Here is a 20,226-nt window from a genome sequence, read left to right on the forward strand (position 1 = left end):
GCTTACTGCTTCGGCTCGCGCGGCACGCGTCCCATGAGGAAGAACTCGTCGTTGGGCCGCATCGAGATCACGTTCGCCATGCGGTTCGACAGGCCGAAGAACGCGGTAATGGCCGCGATGTCCCAGACGTCTTCATCGTTGAAACCGTGCGCGCGCAGCGTGACGAAGTCGCTGTCGTCCACGCTGCCCGACGCACGGCAGACCTTCAGCGCGAAATCGAGCATGGCGTGCTGGCGCGGCGTGATATCCGCCTTGCGATGATTCACGGCCACTTGATCCGCCACCAGCACGTTCTTTTCGTAGATGCGCAGGATCGCGCCATGCGCGACGACGCAATACAGGCAGTCGTTCACGGCGCTCGTGGCGACGACGATCATCTCGCGCTCGCCCTTGCTCAGGCCGCCTTCCTTGAGCATCAGCGCATCGTGATAGGCGAAGAATGCACGGAATTCGGCGGGGCGATGCGCCAGCGTGAGAAACACGTTCGGCACGAAGCCGGCCTTCTCCTGGACTTCGAGAATGCGGGCGCGGATGTCGTCGGGCCAGTCTTGCGGTTGGGGAACGGGATAGCGGCTGATTGGCAGGGTCGTCATGGCGTCGTCGTGAATGAAGGCGTTGATCGAACGCCCATTCTAGTTCGACGGCGCGCCTCGTGTGGCAGTCAAAGAGCCCAGCAGCTTGAGCAGGCTCTCCACGTTCACGGGCTTGACGAAGTGATAGTCGAAGCCCGCCGACTGCGCGCGCAACCGGTCTTCCGCTTGACCGTAGCCGGTGATCGCGATCAGCAGCGGCATGGTCTCGCCCTTGCGGCGCAAGCGGCGCGCGAGTTCATAGCCGTCGATATCGGGCAGGCCGATATCGAGCAGCGCGACGTCCGGTTCCAGCAGCGGCGCCGCTTCGAGCGCTTCCGCCGATGAATATGCCACCTGCGCGACATGGCCTTCGGACTCGCACAGCATGGCGAGTGAATCGGCGGCGTCGCGGTTGTCATCCACCACGAGGATGCGCAAGGTCTTGCGCGCAGCGCGCGCGCCCTGGTCGGCGAGCGCGAGCGCCGAGTGCCGTTCATGATGATGCAGGCGCGGCAGACGGATCGTCACCGTCGTGCCACGTCCCGGCCCCGGACTCTGCACGCTGATGGTTCCCTTGTGCATCTCGACCAGCTTCTTCACCAGCGAGAGCCCGATGCCGAGTCCGCCGTTCGAACGGTCGAGCGTGCGCTCGCCTTGCGAGAACAACTCGAAGACCTTCGGCAAGAGATCCGCCGAGATGCCCGTGCCGGTGTCGGCGATGACGATCGCCACGGACTCGTCGTCGGCCCGCACGCTCACCGTGATGCGGCCGTTCTCGGGCGTGTACTTGCTGGCATTGTTCAGCACATTAACGAGGATCTGCGACAGACGCGTGACGTCGCCGCACACCCAGGTGGTGGCATCGGAGACGTCGACGTGAATGGATTGCGCGCGGGCCTCGACCATGCCCGCGATCGCCTCGACCGAGTGATACACCGCCGTGCCGACGAGGATCGGTTCGAGTTGCAGCGCAATGCGTCCCTGCGTGATGCGGGACACTTCGAGCAGATCGTCCACGATGCGCGTCATGTGCTCGACCTGCCTGCGCATCAGATCGATCAGGTCGCGCAGAGGCGGCTCGCTGTCCTTGTCCTTCTGCAGCAGCGCGATGGCGGTGCGCAACGGCGCGAGCGGATTGCGCAGTTCGTGGGCGAGCATGGCGAGGAATTCGTCCTTGCGCCGGCCCGACTCGCGCAGCATCAATTCCATGTGCTTGCGCTCGGTAATGTCGATCACGCTGCCGATGATGCGCAACGGCTTGCCGTCCTTGCTGCGCTGGAGCAGCGCGCTGCCTTGCATCCATTGTTCGCCATGCAGGTTTCGCACGCGGAATTCAAAATGCCCGCCGGGGTTCTCGCCGGCGGCGAGACTGCGCATATAGCGGTCGAGCGACGCGCTGTCCTCGGGATGCACGCGCGCGAGCGCCGCGTCATAGGTGAGCGTCTCGTGGATCTGGCGCTCGCCGCCGGTTTCGAGGAAGAGCGTCCAAGTGGCGAGTTCGAGCGAGGCGATATGGATGTTCGCGGCCTGCATCGCCACCGTGAGGCGCAGGCTGCGCGCTTCGATGGCGGCCTGCGCCTCGTAGCGCGGCGTGACGTCGGTGGTCGTGCCGAACCATTCCTGCAGCTTGCCTTGATCGTCGTGGAGCGGCGCGGCGTGTGCCTGCACCATGCGATACACGCCATCGCGCCGGTACATGCGGAAGGTGAAGGTGCGCGCGGCGCCTTGCTCCAGCGCGTCGAGCCAGTCGCGCTGGGTGCGTTCGCGGTCGTCGGGATGAATGAATTCCAGCCAGCCCCAGCCCGACAGCGCTTCGGGCGACACGCCGGTGAAGCGCTCCCATTCGCCGCCTGACGGACGGATCTCGCCGTGTGCATCGGCGGACCAGACGAGCGCCCCCGTCGACTCCACCAGCGCCCGATAGCGCCGCTCAGAGAGGCTCAGGCGGTCTTCGTCGGCGCGCTGCGTGCTGATGTCGAAGCTCACCCCATAGACGCGCGTGAGCACGCCTTCGCGGTCGAACTCGGGGTGTCCGCGCATGCGCAGCCAGCGGCGTGTGCCAGGATCGGGTTCGAGCACGAAGTCGAATTCGAACGGACCGCCGTCGCGCAATGCGTCGGTGAGATTACGCTGGAAGGGTTCGCGATATTCCGGGGCAACCCGGTCCCATACTTCCGAGAGCAACACGGCCTCGGTGCCGGGCGGGAACGAATAGAGCGCCGCGAGCTGCGCGGTCATGCGCACCACGCGCGTCTTCATGTCCCATTCCCACGCGCCCATGCGCGCGCCCGCAAAGGCCGCCTGCAGGCGTCGCTCGCTGGCTTCGTACATGGCCCATGCATGGCGGCACTCGTGAATGTCGATGGCCACGCCCACCGTCTCGCCAATCAGCCCGGCCTCGTCGCGCCGCGCCTGCAGATGCAGCGTATGCCAGCGGAATGCGCCGTCCGCGCGCAGCAGGCGCACATCGACGTTGCGCAGCAGCGTGCCGTCGCGCATGAGCCGCAGCGCATCGAGCACCGGAGGGATATCGTCGGGATGGATGAAGGCGTTCCAGTGACGGCCCGTCAGCTCCGCAAGCGCCACGCCGAGATAACGGCACGCCCAGGGATTTGCGTATTGGATCGTGCCGTCGCGGGCTGCGCGCCAGACGAACGACGGCAAGAAATGAGCAGGATCGTGCATGGGCGTCCTTGCTTCTGCTGACTCGTTGTCGGCGATACGCGTCGCCGTACGCGGCATCGAACGCGGCGATAACCTGGGGCTTACCATACAACAAAAGCGTCGTCCAGACCCTCACGGCAGGCGCTCTTGCCGCATATCGGGCAAGCCGGAAAAAATCAGAAGTAATTTCTACGCGACATGCGGCAAGCGCAGTTGCCGAAATCCGTTCCCGCCCATTGCGAAAGAGCGGCGTTTGGCGTATCAGCCCGCTTCGCCCACTTCCTTCGGATCGGGCAGCTTGCCGGACTGGTTTCCGCTCGGCTTGTCGGGCTCGTTCTTCAAGTCACGCTTTTGTTCGTCGGAAAGCCGCCGGTCTGCGACATTCGGGTCATCGGGCGTCTGCTTCGGCGGGGTCGGACGGTCGTTCTCGTCGGTCATGATGTGCGCTCCCTGTTCCTCATGTGGTCGAATTCATGTTCACGGGGGCGCATGTCGCGTGCCAGCAGCGGGTCTTAGGTCAGGACATTCCACAACACGAGCGTGAGCACCAGCCCGACCACCGAGACGATGGTCTGCAACACCGACCACACTGCCACCGTGCGCTTGAGCGTGAGGCCGAAGTATTCGCGCACCATCCAGAAACCCGCGTCATTGACGTGGCAGAAGAACACCGAGCCCGCGCCGATGGCGAGCGCCATCAGCGAGTTGTGGGTCGCCGTGAGTCCGCTGACGACCGGCGCGACGATCCCCGCAGTGGTCGTCGTGGCGACGGTTGCCGAGCCGGTCGCCTGACGCAGCGCAACGGCGATCAGCCACGCGAGCAGGATCAGCGGCAGATGGGTGCCGACGGCAATCTTGCCGATGGTCACGCTGATGCCCGCATTGACCAGCATCTGCTTGAGCCCGCCGCCCGCGCCGATGGTCAGCAGCAGCGCGGCGATGGGCGGCAGGCTCTTGCGCAGGATGCCGCCGACGCGTTCCCGCGCCATGCCGCGCGACCAGCCCAGCATCACGATGGCGAACAGCACGGTCAGCGCGAGCGCGACGAGCGGCTCGCCGACGAAGTCGAGCATGTCGTACAGCAGCGTGTCCTTTGTGAGCGCGAGCTTGGCGACGGTGCGGCCGAGCATCATCACGACGGGCAGCAGAATGGTCACCAGCGAGATCGCGAAGCCCGGCGTCGCCGCGCCTTCCTCGCGGGCGGTGAAGAGCTGGCCAATTTCCTCGGGCGCCTCGATGTGCAGCCGCTTCGACAGCCAGATGCCGTAGACCGGTCCGGCGAGGACGACGGCGGGCAGCGCGACGATCAGGCCCAGGCCGAGCGTCAGTCCGAGGTCGGCATGCAGCGCGCTCACGGCGATCAGCGGACCGGGGTGCGGCGGCAGCAGCGCGTGCAGGGTGGTCATGCCGGCGAGCGCGGGAATCGCGATCCGCAGGATGGGTTGCCCGGAGCGGCGCGCCATGACGAAGATGATCGGCACCATCATCACGAGGCCGACTTCGAAGAACAGCGGCAGCCCGACGATGATCGCGACGAGTGCCATCATCCACGGCAGGCGGCGCGGCGTGGAATGGTCGAGCAGGGTGGTGACGAGCCTGTCGGCAGCGCCGGATTCCGCCATCAGCGCGCCGAGCATGGCGCCGAGCGCGATGATGATGCCGACATCGCCGAGCAGCGCGCCCGCGCCCTTGCTGAACGCCTGCGCGATGGCCTCGAGCGGTTGATGCGCGGCGAAGCCCGCCGCGAACGTGCCCACCAGGATGGAGAGGAACGGCGCGAGCTTCAGGACGCTGATGGAAACGATGATGATCGCGAGGCCGAGCGCGCAGGCAATCAGGAGCTGGGTGTCGTGGGCGGACCAGGGGGCGAGAGTTGTCGTTGGGTTCACTGTGGTCTTGAGGTGGTTCTGGAGAAGACGCTTGAGGTGACGCAGGCAGAGAGTACGTCGACGCCATTACGGTTTGCTTTCGCGGCCCAGGCGCTGCCGGCTTGATGCGGGGCCGTGTCGTAATAGCGTTTTTCGCGGCGTCGGTCAAAAAAACGGACCAATGCGGCCGGCTTGCTGATCCGTTGATGCAAAAGCCCATGCGTGGCCGTCCGGCATTTTGCACTTTGCGTTTTGCATGCGGGATGGCATTTTGCACTTTGTATTCGAGATGCCGTCCGTCGACGAGACGAACCCTGCCTCGAGATTGGGCGAACGGGTCGTGTCGTCGCGCGTCCCGGCAGACAGGCTTGCGCTACGATCCCTTATGGATATTTTTCAGAGGTTTGAACCTGCACGAACCCGGAGCCGACACCATGGATGACGCCACGCGCGAGTTCGATCGCCTGCGCCCTCGTTTGCAGGCCATCGCCTATCGCATGATGGGTTCGGTGGCGGAAGCCGAGGACATTGTCCAGGATGTCTGGCTGCGCTGGCATGCGGCTGCGCGCGAGGCCATCGGGAATGCGGAGGCGTGGCTGGTATCGGTCACGACGCGTCATTCGATCGACCGCCTGCGCGCCGCGAAGATCCAGCGCGAGCACTACACCGGTATCTGGCTTCCCGAGCCGCACATCACCGAGCAGCCTGCCACACCTGAAGAGATGACGGAGCGGGCCGATGATGTCTCCGTCGCTTTCCTGATGCTGCTCGAACGCTTGACGCCGGAGGGACGCGCCGCTTTCCTGCTGCGCGAGGTGTTCGACGCCGACTATCCGGAGGTGGCGCGCGTCATCGGCAAGACGGAGGCCGCCTGCCGTCAGCTCGTGAGCCGCGCCAAGGTGCAATTGCGCGAGGAGCGTCCGCGCCGGCCGGTGTCGCGCGAGCTGCATCGGCGTGTGCTGCTGGCCTTCGTGAGCGCGCTCGAACACGGCGACTTCGCGTCGATTCATGCGATGCTCGCCGACGAAGCCACGCTCATCGGTGACGGCGGCGGTCGCGTACCGAGCTTCCCGGAGCCCATGCGGGGCGGTCGCCGCATCGCGCAGCTCTTCTATGCCACGGTTTTGCGCCATGGAAGCGACGTGCGCGTGGAACCCGTGATATTGAATGGGCAATGGGCGTTGCTGCGGTTCATCGAAGGCAAGCTCGAGTCCGCGCAGTCGTTTGAAGTCGACCAGGACCGTATCGTCGGCATTCTGGTGCAGCGCAACCCGGACAAGCTCGAACGGATCGCGGCCTGGCTGGACCGCCGTTAAGCAGCATCAAGGACGATTGATGCGTAGCGGGCAACAGCGTGGGGCCTGACGCGGGTCTACCGTCGCAAGCCGCTCAAACCTACGATGACATCCATGCCGGGTCGCGCCCGCGGCCGGGTGAACCCACCTGCATGGAGCCGTCATGTCGCAGCGCATCAACTACGTTCACCAGTCTCCCGAACTCTTCAAGAAGTTTTATGAATTCAGCAACGCCGTCGCGGAGTGCGCGATCGAGCAGACCGTCCGCGATCTGGTCTCGCTGCGCGCATCGCAGATGAACGGTTGTGGCTTTTGCGTCGACATGCATGTGAAGGAAGCCAAGATCCATGGCGAGCGGGAGCTGCGCACCCATCATGTGGCAATCTGGCGCGAGTCCGCCTTGTTTTCGCCGCGTGAACGCGCCGCGCTCGCCTGGACCGAAGTCCTGACACGTCTCCCGGAACATGGCGTGCCCGACGAGCTGTTTCAGCGCGTGCGTGAGCAATTCAACGAAAAAGAATTGTCCGACCTGACCTATGCCATCATGGCGATCAATGGCTGGAACCGCGCCAACGTCGCGTTCCAGACCGTGCCGGGCTCGTCGGACAAGGTGTTCGGCCTCGAGAAGGCAAACCTGTCCTGACCCCTCGGGCGCCGTCCTTCTACCCACGGAGAATCATCATGCAGAATATCAGACGCATGGGACTGGCGCTCGCCCTCGGAAGCGCGGCGCTCATTGCGCACGAAGCGCGGGCCGCGCCCGAAGCCGTCGTCACCGAGCTCATGACGAAACCGCTGCCGGACTACCCCGGCAAGGAAGCATTGATGATCAACGTGAACTATCCGCCGGGCGCGGTGGATCCGGTGCATCGCCACGATGCGCACGCGTTCGTCTATGTCGTCGAAGGGACGATCGTGATGCAGCTCAAAGGCGGCAAGCAAGTGACGCTGAAGCCGGGCGATACCTTCTATGAAGGTCCGGACGATATCCACACGGTCGGCCGCAACGCGAGCAAGACGAAGCCCGCGAAGTTCATCGTGCTGTTGCTCAAGGACAAGGGCAAGCCTGTACTGACGCCGGTGGAGTGACGTCAGAATCAGGCGCGAAAATTTTTTTCAGCCGGCGATGTCACAAACCAGGCGGCGCAAACGTCTTGTGAGTCAGAGCCACTCCGTTTAGCGCCGCCATGCCACTGGACCTCGTTTCCCATTCCGACGATTCGCTCGCCTATAGCTTCAGCACCAGTTATGCGGGCGTCGTTTCGTTTCTGGCCGTCGCCAATGAAGGCAGCTTCGCGAAAGCGAGCGATCGCCTGGGCATCGGCCGTTCCGCCGTCAGCCGCAACGTGCAGAAACTCGAAGCGCAACTCGACGCGCGCCTGTTCCTGCGCACCACGCGCAGCACGTCGCTGACGCGCGAGGGCGAACTCTTCTACAAGAACTGCCAGCCGGGCGTCGAGCGCATCGTGCAGGCGCTCGAAGACATGCGCGAACTACGCAACGGACCGCCGCGCGGACATCTGCGCATTGCCTCGACATCGGGCTTCGGCCGCAAGGTCGTCGCGCCCTTGCTGCCCGGTTTCAATGCGCGCTATCCGGACATCGCGCTGGAACTGTTGCTGAACGATGCGGCATGCGACTTCACCGCGGATCGCGTCGATGTCGCCTTCCGCGACGGTCATATGGACGATTGCGAGGTCGTCGCAAAGCAGCTCATACCGATGCAGATGATCGTCTGCCTGTCGCCCGGCTATGCGCGCGAGTATGGGGTGCCGCGCGGCGTCGAGCAACTGGAGCGGCATCGCTGCATCAGCTTGCGCACGTCGTCCGGGCGCATCGCCGAATGGGAATTCAAGGTCAACGGCGTGGTGCACAAGGTATTGCCTCATGCACGGCAGATCTTCAATGATATCGATCTGACGCTTCAGGCCGTGATGGACGGACAAGGCATCGCGCAACTGCCGGCCTATCTCGTGTGCGAGGCATTGAAGGCCGGCCGGCTGGTCATGTGTCTTGCGCAGTACGCGCCGGAAGATGGCGGTCACTACCTGTGCTATCTCAGCCGCAAGCATCTTCCCACGCGTGTCCGCGTGTTCGTCGATTACATGACGGAGCACACGCGCGCGCTCGACCTGCATTGCCTGACGACCACGATCAGTAACGCATTGCAACCATTGAGCCGCGTGGATTGATGCATCGAGGGCAACACCGTGCTTCTCCATACGCGACTACCGGACGCACGCCGGCATGCATACGATGCATGCTGGACCGACGTCGTGCATGCGCATCGAAGAGACCATCATGGCATCCCTCACTCCGCCTCCCACGACTTTGCTCGACAAGTACCAGGGCCAGGACACGCACGCCCTCTACTCGACAACCGTGACGGTCACCGGGGGCGACGCGGGCCACGGCCGCGCGTCGGGCAAGGCCCGCTCCGACGACGGCAATCTCGATCTCGATCTGCGGCTCCCCGAACCGCTGGGCGGCGCCGGCGGCGGTACGAACCCGGAGCAGTTGTTCGCAGCCGCTTATGGCGCCTGCTTCCATGGCGCGCTCACGCTGCTCGCGACCCGTGCGGGCATCGAGGTCGCGCCGGCCGCCGTGTCCGTCACGGTGAACTTCGCGCGCGATCCGGTGGATGGCCTCTTCGTGCTCACCGCGCATACCGAGGTGCAGCTTCCAGGCGTCGAGCGCACCGTCGCCGAGGAACTCGTGCGCAATACGGAACGCTTCTGCCCGTACACGAAGATGGCCCGCAAGGGCATCGTGAATGTCGTTACGCTCGCGGGAGATACAGGCAAGGCGTAACGAGGGTTGCCTCCCGCGATCAGGCGTTCTATGCTTCGCCGTGCTGCGGAACGAACCCATAATCAAAAAGCGCTGCTCGAGCGAGACCAGTCCGGTTCAACATCCTTCGAAGGAGGGAGCATGATCGCACTGTCTCCGCATAGCGCAGGGTCTGACGTGTCATTGCGTAAATCCACAGCGACATTACGAGCAAGCACATGCCGGATGCTCGGCGTCTGGCTGTTCCTGAGCATCGCCGCGAGTGCGGCTCATGCCGACGCTACCAGCGGCTATGTGTTGCCCCCGCCGCCGAGCGAGCTTTATGGCGATCTGTTCGTCGCGGTGCAGACGCAGGGCGTCTATCCCGACCAGAAGACCTTCGTCGATGCCATTCCGAAGATGGATCCCGCGCAGATCCTGCAGGCCTATCACACGCAGATGTCCACGCCGGGATTCGACCTCAAGGCGTTCGTCGCGCAATACTTCACGCCGCCCACGGACCAGAGCATTACGCCGCCACCGGGGCAGTCGTTGCGCGATCACATCGACTGGCTCTGGCCGCAACTCACGCGCCTGACGACGACAGCGAACGTGCCGCCGAACAGTTCGCTGATCCCGTTGCCCAAGTCATATGTCGTGCCGGGCGGGCGTTTCCGTGAAGGTTACTATTGGGACACCTATTTCACGATGCTGGGCCTGCAGGAAGCGGGCCGCGAGGATCTGGTCGACGACATGCTGGATAACTTCGCGTATCTGATCGATACGATCGGCCATATTCCCAACGGCAATCGCACCTACTATGTGAGCCGTTCGCAGCCGCCGTTTTTCTCGTACATGGTGGAACTCGCCGCGCAGAAGGAAGGCGGGCGCGTGTATCAGAAGTATTTGCCGCAGCTGCGCCGCGAGCATGAGTACTGGATGAAAGGCGCGCGTTCACTGCAACCAGGCGAAGCGAAACGCAATGTCGTGATGCTGCCCGACCGGACGGTGCTCAACCGCTACTGGGACGAACGCGACACGCCGCGCGACGAGTCCTATCTGGAAGACGTGACCACGGCGAAGCAGGCGAGCAGTCGTCCGCCCAATGAAGTCTATCGGGACCTGCGGGCGGCAGCCGAGAGCGGCTGGGACTTCAGCTCGCGCTGGTTCGGCGACAACATGACGCTCGCCACCATCCGCACCACCTCCATCCTTCCCGTCGATCTCAACAGCCTGATGTTCCACCTCGAAACGACGATTGCCATCGGCTGCGGCGAGGTGCGTGACTTCGGCTGCGTCGGCGAATACATCGGGCGCGCGGCGAAGCGGGCAATAGCCATCAACACATATTTGTGGAACGACAACGGCTATTACAGCGATTATGACTGGAGGCTCGGACAGCCACGCAACAATCCGTCGGCAGCCATGCTGTATCCCTTGTTCGCGGGCGCGGCATGGCCGGATCGTGCGCAGAAGACAGCGCATACCGTCGCCACGACCTTGCTCAAGCCGGGCGGCCTCACCACCACCACCTTCAATACGTCACAGCAATGGGACGCGCCGAACGGCTGGGCGCCCTTGCACTGGATCGCAGTGCAAGGGCTCCGGCGCTATGGGCGCGGCGATCTCGCGCGGCCTATCGGCACGCGCTTCCTCGCGGACGTGAACAACGTCTACTCGATGCAGCAGAAGCTCGTCGAGAAGTATGTCGTCGAAGGCGAGGGCACGGGCGGCGGTGGCGGCGGCGAATATCCGTTGCAGGACGGCTTCGGCTGGACCAACGGCGTGACGCTCAAGTTCCTCGACCTCTACGCGCCAGGGCAATAGCGCGATCGACGGGGGCGTCAGCCCGGCCCGGCCTGCTTCTGCCGGCGATACGCCTGCACTGGCAAGCCGCCCACGCCCCAGTTGTCCATGTCCACTTCCTCGATCACGACAAAGGTGGCGTCCAGCGGCTTGTTCAATACGTCGAGCAGCAACTGGCTCACGCCTTGAATGAGCCGCGCTTTTTCATCGGCGGTGACGGCGTTCGTGCCCGGCGTATTGCCTTCACGCGTCACTTGAATGGTTACGATCGGCATGGGTGGCTCCTTTTGAACAACGGTGGCCCGCGTGGTCGTCAATGTCCCGCGCTCTGGCCGCCATCGACGTGGAGAATCTCTCCGGTCACGAACGGCGCATTGTCGAGATACAGGACCGCCCCGGCGATGTCGCTCATTTCGCCCATGCGTCCCACCGGATGCAGTTTGCCGAGCGCTTCGTGCGTGTCGGGTGCGTGCATGGGCGACTTGATGATGCCGGGCGAGACCGCGTTGGCGCGAATGCCGGACTTCGCGTACTCGATGGCAAGCGACTTGGTCGCGGCATTCAAGCCGCCCTTGGTCAGCGAGGCGAGCACCGAGGGCACGCCGTTCACCGCGTGATCGACGAGGCTGGTCGTGATGTTGAGCACATGCCCGATATGATTCTTCTCCATCTGTTCGATGGCAAGCTGCGTGACATGGAAGAACCCGTTCAGGTTCACATTCAGCATCGTTGCATAATCTTCCAGCGTGTATTGCGTGAACGGCTTGGCGATGAAGATGCCGGCGTTGTTGATCAGCGTATCGATGCGGCCGAAGTTCTCGATCGCCGCGTCCACCACGCGCTGAGCGGTAGCGCGTTCGCCGATGTCGCCCGGGACGGCAATGATGTTGGGATCGTCGGCCTGCTGGATGGAACGTGCTGTGGCGACCACGGCATGACCTTGCGCGCGGAATGCCTTGACGATTTCTGCGCCGATGCCTTGCGACGCACCCGTCACGATAACGATTTTTTGCGCATTGCTCATAATGAACCTCGATAAGAGAACTGGGGCCTGTTGCGGATCGGACCGTTGGCTCCGATGGCTTGTAATTTAGGCGCTTCGAAGTTCGTTGCGTACACACGCGGTGGACTTTCAGTCTTGCGTTGCAGGAACAAATGGTTCGGCATGACCGTTCATACAAAATTCAAAATTCAACATTCAAAAGGGAGCATTCCGGTGAGCTTGTCCCAGGTGAAAGCTTTCGTTTTCGATGTATTCGGTACGGTGGTGGACTGGCGCGGCGGCGTGACGCGCGAGGCCGATGCCTTCCTGAAGCGCCACGGGCCTCCAGGCGCGCGGCCTGAAGTCTTCGCCGATGCCTGGCGCAGCCGCTATGTGCCCGCCATGCGCCGGGTGATCGGCGGGGAGCGGCCGTTCGTCCGTCTGGACGTGCTGCATCGCGAGAATCTGGTGGATTTGCTGCCTGAGTTCGGCATCGATGCGAACGCGGTTCCGTCTGACGCCCTGGATGATCTCAACCTTGCATGGCATCGTCTCGATCCGTGGCCGGATTCAGTGCCGGGCTTGCTGCGATTGAAGGCGCGCCATATCATCGCGCCGCTTTCGAACGGCAATATCAGGTTAATGGTGGATATGGCGAAGCGCGCGGGCTTGCCGTGGGATGCGATCCTCGGTGCTGAAATCGCGCAGATCTACAAACCGGCGGCCGAGGCTTATTGGCGCACGGCTGAAGTGCTGATGCTTGCGCCCGCCGAGATCTGTCTTGTCGCGGCGCACAACAACGATCTTGCGGCGGCGAGGCAATGTGGGCTGAAGACGGCGTTCATCGCCCGGCCGCTGGAGCACGGTCCCGGTCAGACAAGCGACCTGAAAGCCGAAAGCGACTGGGATGTCGTGGTGAACGACATGAACGAACTGGCCGATGCCGTCGGCGCATGAGCGCGGCGGACATCGGCCGGATAATGAGGCTTAACGATGAATCAGGCCGCGCCTTCGACGATGCGGAAATCACGCACCACGGCGTCGCCGAGCACGCGCAGCGCTTCCTTGTAGGTATCGCTGTTGTAGGCGGCCATGGCGGCTTCAAGCGAATCGTACTCGACCACGACCGTGCGTTCGAGCGCGCCTTCGCCTTGCGCCAGAGCCGCGACGCCGCGAACCAGCGGACGGCCGCCGCCTTCCTTGATGGCCTGGGTGGCGAGCTTCGCGTATTCCGCAGCCTGCTCGGGCTTCATGATCGTCTTGTACACGCTGACCCAATAACCTTTTGCCATCTGTATCTCCGTGGTTTGAACGGCGCGCTGGCGCCGCGAGGCGGACGCCATGCGTCAAGCGCGCGAGCATCCGGTTGCGGCGGCCAGCATAGCAAATAATCGGGCGATCAATCGGCGGCGTACTTGCGGTCGAGTTCGTCGAAGAGCGGTTTGTTCACGAGTCTTTGACGCTCCGCAAACGGCGCGACGACCGCGGGGTCTTCATCGAGCCGGCCTTGCGACTTCAACGCGCCCAGCGCGTTCTGCATGCCGTGTACCGCGCCTTGCAATGCCGCATTCGCATACAGCACGAGGCTGAAGCCGAGCTGCTGAAGATCGGCGCGGTCCGTCACCGGCGTCTTGCCGCCGATCACGATGTTGATCAACTGCGGTGCATCGAGCAGCTTGGGCAGCGATGCGATCTGCTCCGGCGTTTCGATCGCCTCGACGAAGAGGATATCGGCCCCTGCTTCCACGAAGGCGCGCGCACGCTCGATTGCCGCATCGAAGCCTTCGACAGCGCAGGCATCGGTGCGGGCAATGATCTGGAAGTTATCGTCCTCGCGCGCATCCACCGCAGCGTGGATCTTGCCGACCATTTCGCTCGTCGACACCACGGCCTTGCCGGCGAAATGCCCGCATTTCTTCGGCATCACCTGATCTTCGAGCTGGATGGCATCGGCGCCCGCGCGTTCGAGCGTGCGCACCGTATGGCGCACGTTGAGGGCATTGCCGAAACCGGTGTCGGCATCGACGAGGAGCGGCAGATCGACGGCATCGCGAATGCGCGCCGTATGTTCAGCAATTTCCGCGAGGCCGACGAAGCCGAGATCCGGCATGCCGAGCGACATGTTCGTCACGCCGGCGCCCGTGATGTAGATCGCTTCAAATCCCAGGTCCGCCACGACGCGTGCGCTCATTGCGTTGAAGGCGCCGGGCAGCAGCAGTCCGCGCCGTGCCTCGACCAGTTCACGGAAGGCGGCGCGGCGGCGGGAAGAAGATGTCGACATGGCAGGGTTCCGAAAAAAAGTGGAATGGGGCGTTTCGATGCGCCCGGCGTTTGCCATGCTAACGCGGGCGTCGCCTCAATGCTCGCCTTCGCTCGTTCCTCGTTCGTATTAATCGAAACGAAACAGTGTGCGCGCCGAGTCGCGGATGACTGCCGTGCGCTGTGCGGTGTCTGGAATCCAGCGGTCCAGCGCGGCGCGCGAGTCATCGTATCCGATCAGGCTGCGATGTTGCGTATGCGGCCAGTCGCTGCCCCACACGAGCCGCTCGGGCCCGAAGGCATCGAGCAAGGCGGCGGCAAGTGTCTGGCCAAGCGCCGTGCCGTTGTCACCCATGACATTGCGATAGGCCGCCGATAACTTTACCCATACCTTGCCGCTCGATGCTGTCGTCAGCAGATAGCGGAAGCCCGGATCGGCGGCGCCATGCGCGGGGTCGGGACGGCCGAAATGATCGATCACCACGGTGCAGCGCTGTTCGAGCAGCGGCGCGATGAGCAGCGGCAGATCGATGGCGTTGCGATGGATCTCGACATGCCAGCCCAGCGCGTTGACGCGTTCGAACAGGCTGCGCCAGTGCGCCGCCCGCACATCCGGCAACGCCAGTTCGATCAGATTCAAGCGCATGCCCACGACGCCCTGTTCGGCAAGCCGATGCAACGCGGTGTCGCTGATCGCGGGATCGATGACGGCCACGCCGCGAAAGCGTTGCGGATAGCGTTGCAGCACATCGAGAAAGAAAGCATTGTCCGTGCCGAGAAAACTGGGCTGCACGAGCACGCCGTGCGAGACGCCGTTGGCGCGCAAGTGCGTCGCGTAGGCATCGAGGGTCGCGTCGTAGTCGGGTGCATGACGGCGATGCGGCGCGAGCGGCAGGCCGCGCACGAAGACGTGCGCATGACTGTCGATCGCTTCGATCGGAGCGTGCATTGTGTCGAGCCACTGCTCGTTTCTGGTATCGAGTAATTGCGTCATGGCGTGTCAGACATGGTTGGGCGAACGTTCGCGCGATGCGCCCTGTGCGGCATCCGCAGCGATGCGGCGGCCTCGGGTCTCCGGCAGCAGCAACGCAGCGATGACCACGAGCCCATAGGCGATGCCCGCATCGATGCCGAGTGCCTGTCCAATCGGCATCGAGTTGCCCATGTGTCCAACGAGCACCGGAAACACTGCGGACACCACGCGTCCGAAGTTGTAGCAGAAGCCCACGCCCGTGCCGCGCACGCCTTGCGGGTACAACTCGTTGAACAGCGCGCCGAGCGTGGCCGGAATGCCGGCGGAGAACAGCCCGAGCGGAAAGCTCAGGATCAGCATCGCTAGATCGCCGATGGGCAGGAACACATAGACGTTGACCGTGACGGCGCAGCAGACCGCGAAGAAGATCACGTTCCTGCGGCGGCCGATCTTGTCCTGCAGCCACGCGCTGACGAAGCAGCCGACGATGAACGCCGAGATCACCACCGCGAGATAGCCTCCCGTGCCCAGCACGGACAGATGGCGTTCCGTTTTCAGATAGGTGGGCAGCCATGTGGTGATCGCGTGGTAGCCGCCATGCGCGCCCACCCCGATCAGTCCTCCGACGATCGTCGTGCGCAGCACCGATGGATGAAAGATGCCGGCGAGAATCTCGACGATGCCTTGCGGGCGAACCTCGCCGGCTTCAACCGACAGGGCGGCGCGGGGCGGCTCGACGATGTTGCGCCGCATGTAGATCACGAGCAGCGCGGGAATCAGGCCGATGGCGAACAGGACGCGCCAGGCCCATTCCGGCGAGACCCACGAGAACACGATCATGTAGAGCAGCACCGCCCCCGCCCAACCGAAACCCCAGGCGCTTTGCACGATGCCCATGGCCTTGCCGCGATGTTCCGCGCGAATCGTCTCGCCGAGCAAGACCGCGCCGGCCGTCCATTCGCCGCCGAAGCCAAGTCCTTGCAGCGACTTGAGGACGAGTAGCTGCTCGAAGTTCTGCGCGAAGGCGCTCAGGAAAGTGAATACAGAAAACCAGAGCACGGTGACTTGCAGCGCCTTGACGCGGCCGATGCGGTCAGACAGCACGCCCGCCATCAGGCCGCCGAGCGCGCCCGCCACGAGCGTCGCGCCGCCGATCAGTCCCGCCTGGCCCTTGCCGATTCCCCAGGTCGCGATGAGTGTCGGAATGACGAGGCTGAAGACCTGCGTGTCGACGCCGTCCAGCGCCCAGCCGGCGAAGCATCCCCACAGCGTGCGCTTTTCGGCTGTGGAAACCTCTCGGTACCAGTTCATGTCTTGTCTCCTGCGCGGATTCGCGTCCGCCTTTTGTATCAATGAATGCAGTTTGCCCGTGCATTCTAAAAACCAATGTTCGCTCCGCATACTATGGATATGTTCGTTTTTCATTGCATTTTGATATGCTCGCGGCATGGAGACTCGCAACCTCAAATACTTTCTTGCCGTCGCCGATGCGGGCAGCGTGACGCGCGCCGCCGAAGCGCTCGACATTGCCCAGCCTGCATTGAGTCAGGCTTTGTCGCGCATGGAGCGCGATCTGGGCGTCAAGCTGTTCTCACGCACGCGGCGCGGCGCGCAGTTGACGCCGGCGGGGGAAGCCATCGTCGAAGATGTGCGCCTGAGCGTGGCGCGCATCGAGGCCGCTTCGCATCGCGCCAGGGAGATCGGCGCGCAGCGCGGCGGCCGCCTGACCATCGGCTTTGCTTCCGCCGCGCTGTTCAGTCTTCTGCCGCGCGCCATTGCCGCGCTGCGCGCCGAAGTGCCCAATGTCGAGCTGATGCTCAAGGAGATGAGCAACGCGGAACAGGCCAGCGCGCTGGAAAAAGGGTCGATCGATATTGGTCTTTTGCATACACCGGTTGCGGTCGGCGGTCGGATGCGCGAAAAGCTGATCGTCCGCGAGCGGCTGCTTGCGGTGCTGCCGCAATCTTTTGGTACCGGCGAGGACGGCAAGGTCGGCCTCAAGGACCTTTCTGACGCGGGTCTCGTGTGGTTTCCCGGCGATCAATTGCCTGTGGTGCGCGCCGGCATTTTGAGTGCATTTCGCCAGGCTGGCTGCGAGGCAAATGTCGTGCAGGACGCGAACCGCTCCCTGACCGTGCTCGCTTGCGTCGCGGCGGGATGCGGTGCATCGTTGCTGCCGCAGTCGGTGACGGCGTTGCAATTCGCGGGCGTGCGCTTCTGCGACGTGCGCGACGGAGATAACCTGCCGCCCTTCGAGCTGAGTGCAATCTGGCCGATGCGTTCGCGTCCCACGCTCGCAGACCGCTTCGCCGCGCTGCTCGAAGGATGAATTCAATTCAAAGCGATAGTGAAATGAGCCACCCGTTGAACGATCTACCTCTACCCGAAGGCATTCGCGCACGCTACGTCGACAACGGCAATGGCCTGTCGATGCATGTTCTCGAGGCCGGCTTCGATGCGCCGGACCGGCCGTGTATCGTCCTGCTGCATGGCTTTCCCGAACTGGCGTATAGCTGGCGCAAAGTGATGCTGCCCCTGGCCGCGGCGGGCTATCACGTCATCGCGCCCGACCAGCGAGGTTATGGCAGGACCACAGGCGCCGACACGTCCTTCGATGCCGATCTCACCCGCTACGGCTTTCCGAATCTCGTGAGCGATGTGCTCGGGCTGATCTCGGCGCTCGGTTACCGCCGGGTCGCGGCGGTGGTCGGCCATGATTTCGGCTCGCCCGTGGCGGCATGGTGCGGGGTGATACGGCCGGATGTGTTCGCCTCGGTGGTGATGATGAGCGCGCCGTTTGCCGGACCGCCCGCATTCGCTTTCGATACCGCGCAGGACGATCCGTCGCGAGCGCGCATCGACGTGACGGCCGCATTGATGAAGGACGCCGTCGACGGACTCGCCTTGCTCGATCCGCCGCGCAAGCACTATCAATGGTATTTCTCGGGTCCGCAGGCGGACCACGACATGCGGCATGCGCCGCAAGGACTCGCCGCGTTCCTGCGCTCTTACTTCCATGTCAAGAGCGCGGACTGGGCGGGCAATCGGCCGCATGCGCTCGATGGCGTCACGGCAGACCAGCTTGCCTTGCTGCCGACCTACTACGTGATGAACGCCGACGCCACGATGCCCGCGACGGTCGCCGAACATGGGCCGGGCGAAGAGCAGTCCGCGTCATGCGCGTGGCTCACGAACAGCGATCTGGAGATCTATGCGAACGAATACGCGCGCACTGGCTTTCAAGGCGGATTGAACTGGTATCGCTGCGGTACGGATGCGCAGCAGGCGGCCGCGTTGCGGACGTGGTCGGGCGCGACCATCGATGTCCCTGCGTGTTTCATCGCGGGGAGCAGCGACTGGGGCGTCTATCAGCGTCCCGGCGACTTCGATGCGATGCGCCTGCTGGCCTGCCGAAACTTTCGCGCCGCGCATCTGATTGAAGGGGCAGGACACTGGGTGCAGCAGGAACAGCCGGCCACCGTGGCCAGCCGTATCCTGCGTTTCCTGAGACAGGACGCGCCGGCGTTCTAGCAGGCGTGCCCTGGCTGCATCACTTCGCGGGCGTGCGTCCCTTCTTGATGAGGCGCGCAACGCGATGTGCACCGAGCCGCCACTCATACGGATTGGTGTAGTCGAACTCCTTGACCTTGCGATACAGGTAAGGCCAGAAGGAGCCCTGGGCGCGCCGTGATTCATGTACGCGCTGGTCGCGCGACAGTTTCCGGTTGTCGTTCCAGGGGAACGTGCGTACTTCGCTAGATGCCCGCCTGGGCAAGCCGAATACCATCGAATAGGCGTAGCGCGGCGCATCGGATGGATTGGGACCGGCGAAGTGCAGCGTGCGCCCGCCATGAATCGTGCAATCGCCGAGCTGCAATGGGCAGATCACCGCTTCCTTGCTTTCGAAACCCGCCGTGCATTCGAGTCCGTGCGTGGTGGGGTCTCCGCCAATCGGCCCATGCGGCAAGACTGGACCCAGGTGCGATCCGGGAATGAACTGCATGCAGCCATTCTCGAGCGACACCGGTTGCAGCGGGAACCAGAAGTTCACTTCACGGTGTTCGATGCGCGGATCCGTGAACGCCTCGTCCTGATGCCAGGGCGTGACGGCCTCGGTATGCGACGGCTTGTGGAAAAAGCTGTCGCTGACGAAGCGCGCCTTCGGTCCGAGCAACTGCATTGCCACACGCTGCGCGCGCCGTGCCAGGTCCATTTCGAGCAGGCTGCGCTCGAAATGCGAAGGGTGATGCAACTGGGCGAGCTTCGGCTTTTCCGGCCCTTCACCTTCAGGGTAGAAGTCGAAGAGCAAGCCTTCGTTGAATCCCGCCTTTTCGCGCAGCAGGCGGTCACCCACACTGCGCAAGGTTTTGAGTTCCGCGTGCGTCGCGACGTTTTCCAGACGGAGAAAGCCGTCCTTCCAGAAGTTCCCGCACTGCGATTGGGATAGTGTTGTCATCTCCCTTGTCGCCCCGCTCAAAAGTTTCCTCTGCCGGTTTATAAAATCCGGTCAGTGGAACAGCACACAAATTAACGTACCGTTCGGTATCGCACAGTACGCCGCCCTGGCCCCTGAAACCCGGCATAAAAACTGCCGCTTTATTTTTCAACTTTTTTCGACGCGACAAAGGACGAAAAGCTGTAGTAGACAGCTTTCAGTCGTGTCGGTAGATGTTTCCTGCAACGTAAGAAAGACGAACAACAATTTCCGGCTTGCATTCGTTTAGTCAAGAAATCGGAATGCTTTGCGCGCGATTGCACTAACTTCAGCAACAGTCTAACGAGACAAACCTACGATAAGCTTTCAAAGCAGTGCCTGCTGAAATGTGGTTTGGTTGGCTAATGCACTAAACGAACCTACTTTGTCGGATATTGCCGAACGACACGGCGGCATATAGCTAGAGCGTCGATAACCTCACGTTGTTACTGACTTCCACCCACGCAAATCAACGGCTTTCAATTTATTAACTCAATGCACGCCGGTTCGCAAAGTCGGAAGTTGTATCCATACGTGTATCAAGTTTCTTCGTGTAAGAGTCTC

At 63.2% G+C, this 20,226-nt stretch carries 20 protein-coding genes; 9 read left to right on the forward strand and 11 right to left on the reverse strand.

Annotated features, from left to right (window positions below; all coding sequences use genetic code 11):
• Nucleotides 1-2: 2 nt before the first annotated feature.
• From QCE63_RS22555 to QCE63_RS22570, 4 genes are all read right to left on the reverse strand, one after another.
• Nucleotides 3-593, reverse strand: coding sequence for a peroxidase-related enzyme (locus QCE63_RS22555; protein ID WP_309836120.1), 591 nt, complete (start codon nucleotides 591-593; stop codon nucleotides 3-5).
• Between the two features lie 39 nt (nucleotides 594-632).
• Nucleotides 633-3,257 (reverse strand): PAS domain-containing protein, encoded by a 2,625-nt coding sequence (locus QCE63_RS22560; RefSeq protein ID WP_309836121.1) that lies wholly within the window; start codon nucleotides 3,255-3,257, stop codon nucleotides 633-635.
• Nucleotides 3,258-3,497: 240 nt separating this feature from the next.
• Nucleotides 3,498-3,674, reverse strand: a complete 177-nt coding sequence (locus tag QCE63_RS22565) for a hypothetical protein (protein ID WP_309836122.1) — start codon at nucleotides 3,672-3,674, stop codon at nucleotides 3,498-3,500.
• 74 nt (nucleotides 3,675-3,748) lie between these two features.
• Entirely contained in the window at nucleotides 3,749-5,125 is a 1,377-nt protein-coding gene (locus tag QCE63_RS22570) for a gluconate:H+ symporter (protein WP_309836123.1), read from the reverse strand.
• A gap of 413 nt (nucleotides 5,126-5,538) precedes the next feature.
• Between QCE63_RS22570 and QCE63_RS22575 the strand changes: the two genes are divergently transcribed.
• The 6 genes from QCE63_RS22575 to treA all read left to right on the forward strand — a co-directional run bounded on the left by QCE63_RS22575 (nucleotide 5,539) and on the right by treA (nucleotide 10,995).
• The gene (locus QCE63_RS22575; protein WP_309836124.1) at nucleotides 5,539-6,420 is read left to right on the forward strand and encodes an RNA polymerase sigma-70 factor; all 882 of its coding nucleotides are present in this window, start codon (nucleotides 5,539-5,541) and stop codon (nucleotides 6,418-6,420) included.
• Nucleotides 6,421-6,562: 142 nt separating this feature from the next.
• Nucleotides 6,563-7,042 (forward strand): carboxymuconolactone decarboxylase family protein, encoded by a 480-nt coding sequence (locus tag QCE63_RS22580; RefSeq protein ID WP_309836125.1) that lies wholly within the window; start codon nucleotides 6,563-6,565, stop codon nucleotides 7,040-7,042.
• A gap of 56 nt (nucleotides 7,043-7,098) precedes the next feature.
• A complete protein-coding gene (locus QCE63_RS22585) occupies nucleotides 7,099-7,488 on the forward strand; it encodes a cupin domain-containing protein (RefSeq protein WP_404990186.1) in 390 nt (129 codons plus the stop codon).
• Nucleotides 7,489-7,586: 98 nt separating this feature from the next.
• Nucleotides 7,587-8,591 (forward strand): LysR substrate-binding domain-containing protein, encoded by a 1,005-nt coding sequence (locus QCE63_RS22590; protein ID WP_309836127.1) that lies wholly within the window; start codon nucleotides 7,587-7,589, stop codon nucleotides 8,589-8,591.
• Between the two features lie 109 nt (nucleotides 8,592-8,700).
• Entirely contained in the window at nucleotides 8,701-9,210 is a 510-nt protein-coding gene (locus QCE63_RS22595; protein ID WP_309836128.1) for an Ohr family peroxiredoxin, read from the forward strand.
• 204 nt (nucleotides 9,211-9,414) lie between these two features.
• Nucleotides 9,415-10,995: an alpha,alpha-trehalase TreA gene (gene treA, locus QCE63_RS22600; RefSeq protein ID WP_404990166.1), complete on the forward strand. Its 1,581-nt coding sequence runs from the start codon at nucleotides 9,415-9,417 to the stop codon at nucleotides 10,993-10,995.
• Nucleotides 10,996-11,012: 17 nt separating this feature from the next.
• Here treA and QCE63_RS22605 read toward each other — a convergent pair whose 3' ends face one another.
• Nucleotides 11,013-11,249, reverse strand: coding sequence for a 4-oxalocrotonate tautomerase family protein (locus QCE63_RS22605; RefSeq protein ID WP_309836132.1), 237 nt, complete (start codon nucleotides 11,247-11,249; stop codon nucleotides 11,013-11,015).
• A 38-nt stretch (nucleotides 11,250-11,287) separates the two neighbouring features.
• A complete protein-coding gene (locus QCE63_RS22610; protein WP_309836133.1) occupies nucleotides 11,288-11,998 on the reverse strand; it encodes an SDR family oxidoreductase in 711 nt (236 codons plus the stop codon).
• Between the two features lie 192 nt (nucleotides 11,999-12,190).
• Between QCE63_RS22610 and QCE63_RS22615 the strand changes: the two genes are divergently transcribed.
• A complete protein-coding gene (locus QCE63_RS22615) occupies nucleotides 12,191-12,913 on the forward strand; it encodes a haloacid dehalogenase type II (protein WP_309837301.1) in 723 nt (240 codons plus the stop codon).
• A 41-nt stretch (nucleotides 12,914-12,954) separates the two neighbouring features.
• On the opposite strand, the gene QCE63_RS22620 is transcribed toward QCE63_RS22615, so the two are convergent.
• The 4 genes from QCE63_RS22620 to QCE63_RS22635 form a co-directional block, all read right to left on the reverse strand.
• Nucleotides 12,955-13,248 (reverse strand): DUF1330 domain-containing protein, encoded by a 294-nt coding sequence (locus QCE63_RS22620; protein WP_309815970.1) that lies wholly within the window; start codon nucleotides 13,246-13,248, stop codon nucleotides 12,955-12,957.
• A gap of 107 nt (nucleotides 13,249-13,355) precedes the next feature.
• On the reverse strand, nucleotides 13,356-14,237 hold the full coding sequence (locus QCE63_RS22625) for an oxaloacetate decarboxylase (protein ID WP_309836134.1): 882 nt from the start codon (nucleotides 14,235-14,237) through the stop codon (nucleotides 13,356-13,358).
• Between the two features lie 108 nt (nucleotides 14,238-14,345).
• Complete coding sequence (locus tag QCE63_RS22630; RefSeq protein WP_309836135.1) at nucleotides 14,346-15,209, reverse strand: amidohydrolase family protein; 864 nt, start codon at nucleotides 15,207-15,209, stop codon at nucleotides 14,346-14,348.
• 6 nt (nucleotides 15,210-15,215) lie between these two features.
• Entirely contained in the window at nucleotides 15,216-16,499 is a 1,284-nt protein-coding gene (locus QCE63_RS22635) for an MFS transporter (protein ID WP_309836136.1), read from the reverse strand.
• Between the two features lie 136 nt (nucleotides 16,500-16,635).
• Between QCE63_RS22635 and QCE63_RS22640 the strand changes: the two genes are divergently transcribed.
• A complete protein-coding gene (locus tag QCE63_RS22640; RefSeq protein ID WP_309836137.1) occupies nucleotides 16,636-17,517 on the forward strand; it encodes a LysR family transcriptional regulator in 882 nt (293 codons plus the stop codon).
• A gap of 23 nt (nucleotides 17,518-17,540) precedes the next feature.
• Nucleotides 17,541-18,719 carry an alpha/beta fold hydrolase gene (locus QCE63_RS22645; RefSeq protein WP_309836138.1) on the forward strand — a complete coding sequence of 393 codons (1,179 nt, stop codon included), beginning with the start codon at nucleotides 17,541-17,543 and terminating at the stop codon, nucleotides 18,717-18,719.
• 19 nt (nucleotides 18,720-18,738) lie between these two features.
• Here the strand turns inward: QCE63_RS22645 and QCE63_RS22650 are convergent, their stop codons facing one another.
• Complete coding sequence (locus tag QCE63_RS22650; RefSeq protein WP_309836139.1) at nucleotides 18,739-19,644, reverse strand: phytanoyl-CoA dioxygenase family protein; 906 nt, start codon at nucleotides 19,642-19,644, stop codon at nucleotides 18,739-18,741.
• Nucleotides 19,645-20,226 lie beyond the last annotated feature (582 nt).

Origin of the sequence: Caballeronia sp. LZ065, assembly GCF_031450975.1 — a bacterium.
Classification (GTDB): Bacteria; Pseudomonadota; Gammaproteobacteria; order Burkholderiales; family Burkholderiaceae; genus Caballeronia.